Annotated in this window: 5 protein-coding genes and 1 pseudogene; 5 read left to right on the forward strand and 1 reads right to left on the reverse strand. The window is 29.3% G+C overall.

Annotated elements, in window-relative coordinates:
• Positions 1-159 (forward strand): T9SS type A sorting domain-containing protein (locus ACJAZK_RS14790; protein ID WP_415224711.1); only part of this gene is annotated, 159 nt, incomplete at its 5' end.
• Between the two features lie 72 nt (positions 160-231).
• Here the strand turns inward: ACJAZK_RS14790 and ACJAZK_RS14795 are convergent.
• Positions 232-1335, reverse strand: a complete 1104-nt coding sequence (locus ACJAZK_RS14795) for a sulfotransferase family 2 domain-containing protein (RefSeq protein ID WP_415224707.1) — start codon at positions 1333-1335, stop codon at positions 232-234.
• Between the two features lie 65 nt (positions 1336-1400).
• Here ACJAZK_RS14795 and ACJAZK_RS14800 point away from each other — a divergent pair, with 65 nt between their 5' ends.
• From ACJAZK_RS14800 to ACJAZK_RS14815, 4 genes and pseudogenes are all read left to right on the forward strand, one after another.
• Entirely contained in the window at positions 1401-2414 is a 1014-nt protein-coding gene (locus ACJAZK_RS14800) for a glycosyltransferase (RefSeq protein ID WP_415224708.1), read from the forward strand.
• A complete protein-coding gene (locus tag ACJAZK_RS14805; RefSeq protein ID WP_415224709.1) occupies positions 2404-3369 on the forward strand; it encodes a CdaR family protein in 966 nt (321 codons plus the stop codon). Before ACJAZK_RS14800 ends, ACJAZK_RS14805 begins: the two co-directional genes overlap by 11 nt.
• Positions 3366-3965 (forward strand): dephospho-CoA kinase, encoded by a 600-nt coding sequence (coaE, locus tag ACJAZK_RS14810; RefSeq protein ID WP_415224710.1) that lies wholly within the window; start codon positions 3366-3368, stop codon positions 3963-3965. Before ACJAZK_RS14805 ends, coaE begins: the two co-directional genes overlap by 4 nt.
• Before the next feature lie 60 nt (positions 3966-4025).
• A pseudogene (locus ACJAZK_RS14815) lies at positions 4026-4423 on the forward strand (two-component sensor histidine kinase); the annotation flags it as partial.

Genomic DNA, 4423 nt, shown 5'->3' on the forward strand with positions numbered 1-4423 from the left:
AATGTAGTTGTTTTAAATATGTTAGGTCAAGAAGTTCTTAGAACTGCTCCTAACGTAACAGATAGTACTATCAATATGGAATCTTTAAGCCAAGGTGCTTATTTCGTAAGAGTTACTATTGGTAATGTTACTGAAGTAGTAAGAATTATCAAACAGTAAGAGATCAACTTTTTATAAGTTTAAAAGCCCAATCGTTAAGATTGGGCTTTTTATTTTGATGTAATTTAAGGGTTATTTAAATTTTGATTTTAGTTTTGAAAAGAAGCCTTTTTTGATTCTTAATGACATATCTAATTTGGATGTATTACATATAAGTTGCGTTTTATAATTTGAAGCTTTCCTCTTTAACTCTCCATCAAGGATTTTACAAATTGCTTTAACCTTGTTTAAGGGTTCTCCTGTATTGCTTAACACATTTATTTTTTTTACCAAGTCTGTTCCAGGAAATGCTTCATTACATGATTTAATAAAAAAGTCTGTCCAAATTAAAACATAGGATTGTCCCTCTGTGAGCTTTAGTTTTTCATGTAATACTTGGTTTAGGTCTTTAAAATATAATTGATTTGTGTTTATAAAGCTAGTCGTTTTTAATCCAACCTGTAATAAATTAAAGCGTTGCGTGTATTTCATAATATAATCGTATTCATTACCAATAAACTGAATACCGTTGGCCTTATTATTTGTGATATCTACACTATCAAATTCGATTTTACATGCATTGTATAGCTCTAAATCAAGCACGTTATTTTTTAAAATAATGTCTTTTATATTTTGAGAGACTTCACTTATTTCTGGTCTGTTTAATGTTTTCCTTTTTATATCAACGGTCTTTGGCCACTTGATTCCAGTAATTGAACTAAAATATCGCATGGATTTTTCATAGTCTTCAAAGAACCCAACTTTTATATTTAAGCTTTTAATGGTGTTTAAAACTAATTCCAAATCATTTTTGGTTACTAAATCTTCATCATACATACGTTTTCCTAAAAAGAATCCTATCATATAATTTCGGGTTTGCTTATGTTTAACATATTCCATAAGGTCTTTTGGAATTGGTTTTAGTAATGACATAAACTCGGGACGATCTTTAATGAAGTAATATTCAGAAATAATCCTATCCACAGGGTTTCTAAGCATACTAAAAATGTCATATTCTGAATATACATCATTCTTTAATGGATTGAATATATCCCCCGAATTTGAACGTTTGGTGTCATATAAAATATGACGATAATTAAAATCAGGTTGTGTCTGCCAATCTGATTTTGTCATGATACAATTAATAGTGGTACCACCTGTTTTGGGAATATGTATAAATATGTTTTTGGACTTCATTTCTTGTTATTTTGTAACTCAGATTAAAGATAATAATTTAAATACAATAGTTACCTTTGTATTATATGAGTGCATTACATTTTTCATTTATTATCCCTGTTTATAATAGACCAGAAGAGGTAGAAGATCTTTTAAAAAGTTTCACAAACTTAGAAGGAGATTTTGCGTTTGAAATTGTTATTGTAGAAGATGGATCAACTATAGATTGCAAATCTGTAATTGATAAATACTCATCTCACTTAGATATATCTTACTATTTTAAACCCAACTCAGGTCCTGGTGATTCTAGAAATTTTGGGATGTCTCAGGCGAAAGGGAATTACTTTATTATCTTAGATTCTGATTGTTTGTTACCAACGCATTACTTGGCCATAGTTACTTCATATTTATCTACTAATTATATAGATTGTTTTGGTGGTCCAGATGCAGCACATAGGTCTTTCACTAATCTTCAAAAAGCCATTAACTTTGCTATGACTTCTTTTATTACAACAGGAGGCATTAGAGGAGGTAAGATTTCTGGCGATAAATTTCAACCAAGAAGTTTTAATATGGGCTTGTCTAAGAAAGCTTTTGAGGCGTCTGGAGGTTTTGGATTAATTCATCCTGGAGAAGATCCAGATTTATCTATAAGACTTAATACGCTTGGTTACGAAACGATATTAATTAAAGAAGCCTTTGTGTATCACAAACGGCGTATTTCATGGATGAAATTTTACCAGCAAGTTCATAAATTTGGTATGGTTAGACCTATACTAAATAAGTGGCATCCTCAAACCAAACGTTTAACATATTGGTTTCCAGCTTTATTTTTAATAGGTTTTATAATAGCGATCATATGTGCTTTATTTGACTTTAAAATACCATTATTTCTCTATGGATGTTATTTGTTCTTAGCATTTACATGGTCATTAGTCGCTACTAAAAGTATAAGTGTAGCAGTTCAATCTATATTAGCTATTTTTATTCAATTCTTGGGATATGGGTACGGCTTTCTTAAATCTACTTTAGCAATCGAAATTTTGAATAAAAACCCTGAAAAACACTTTCCGAAATTATTTTTTAAAGATGTTAAATAACATACAAACAAAATTAGTTAGATCATTAAAAAGCAAAAAGCTTAATGTTTTTGGGCTTTTCTTTTTATTGGCTTTTTTGATTTTAGTGGTAACTAAACTTTCAGAAACTTATGTGGAAACGATTCCATTTAATATTGAATATAGAAACCTTCCAGAGAAAAACATCCTTACGTTAGATAGTATTCCTAAAGTTAATGTCACAGTTTCAACCCATGGTTTTAATTTATTATCCTATTATTTCTATGACAAAAATTTCCAATTAGATTTTAAAAAGAGCACCTATATAAAGGATAATAATTATGTGTGGTTAGCAGATAAAGGAATTTACGATTTTAAAAAACTTTTAGGTAAAAATGTAGATATAATTGCGGTGAAACCTGATACTTTAATATTACCCTTTGGGACGTTAAGTATGAAAAGGGTTCCCGTTGTTTTAAAGTCTAAAATTAATTTTGCTTCAGGTTTTGATACGTTAGATGGTATTGAAATAAAACCCGACTCAGTTAATGTTATTGGTGCAAAAGAGGAGATCGGCAATGTTGATTTTGTAGAAACACAACTTTTAAGTTTAGAAAATATTAAGACGAACATCAACACAAATTTAGGTTTAGAACTTCCAAATTCTTCTGAGCGGTTAAAACTTTCAGAAGAAAATATAAATATAACTGCTAGTGTAGAGAAGTTTACAGAAGGGACGTTTGATGTTCCTATTACAATTTTAAATGTGCCAAATGACATAGAGGTTAATTATTTCCCCAAGTATATTAAGGTATCATATTACTTAAGTCTACGGAGTTACAGAGAAGTCAACCTTTCAGATTTTATGATAGAATGTGACTATAGAGAAGTTCTAAAATCTGGAAAAGCATATTTTAATCCAAAACTTATTGTAAATTCAATTCAAGTAAAATCTGCTAGAATGAAACAAAATAAAGTAGAATATATTATTAAATGATTATCGTAGGACTTACAGGAGGAATTGGTAGCGGAAAAACCACAGTCGCTAATTTTTTTAAAGCTTTGGGTATACCAGTCTATATTGCAGATGATGAAGCCAAACGATTAATGGCAAAATCTAAAGTCATTAGGAGAAAATTAACGGCTTTATTTGGCGAGGATGCCTATATTAATAATGAACTCAATAAACCTTTTATAGCTTCTAAAATTTTTAATGATAAAGTGTATCTAAAAAAGATGAATGCTATTATTCATCCAAAAGTAGTTTCTCACTTTAAGCGATGGGTTAAAAAGCAGGAATCTTTATATGTAATTAAGGAAGCTGCAATTATTTTTGAACATAATAAAGAGGCTAATTATGATTTTATAATTACAGTTACTGCTAGTAAAGACGAGCGTATTGATCGTGTGATTAAAAGAGATCACTCTAGCAAATCAAAAATAGAAACTATTATAAAAAATCAAATGAGTGATAAGGAGAAAATTAAAAAATCGCATTTTGTAATCACTAATGATAATTTGAAGGATAATGAGAATCAAGTTATAATTATCCATCAATCTATTTTAAAACATATCAAAAAACTTAAAAATTAACAGTTGTGTTAATGTAAGGTTAAACAGCAATCATTCTAAATGTTAAAATATTAAATTTGAATGATGGGCAAAAAGCTATTCGTTGCATTGGTGATTTTAATGAGTTTATCGCTCATTGGTATTATTTTCGTTCAAGCATTTTTTATTAATAACGCACTAAAAAACGAAGAAAAAAAGTTCACTTCAGATGTATTTCGTTCTCTTAGTTTAGTTTCAAAAGCTATTGAGGATAAAGAGCTTCTTAGTTTTGATAAACTTTACAGAGAGGTTACAAAAAGTGGTAGAACACCAGATAGTATTGAAATAAAACAACTTTTGATTTATGATTCTTTCAATAAAGACACAAATCAGGCGACACGTTTTAAAAATATTATATCTGAAGAAAGCTTTAAAGTTCCATCCTTGTTCTTTGACATTGGTACAGCAGACAGTATAGATATTAAGAAATTTACCAGCCG

Source organism: Psychroserpens sp., from assembly GCF_047633235.1.
GTDB lineage: Bacteria > Bacteroidota > Bacteroidia > Flavobacteriales > Flavobacteriaceae > Psychroserpens.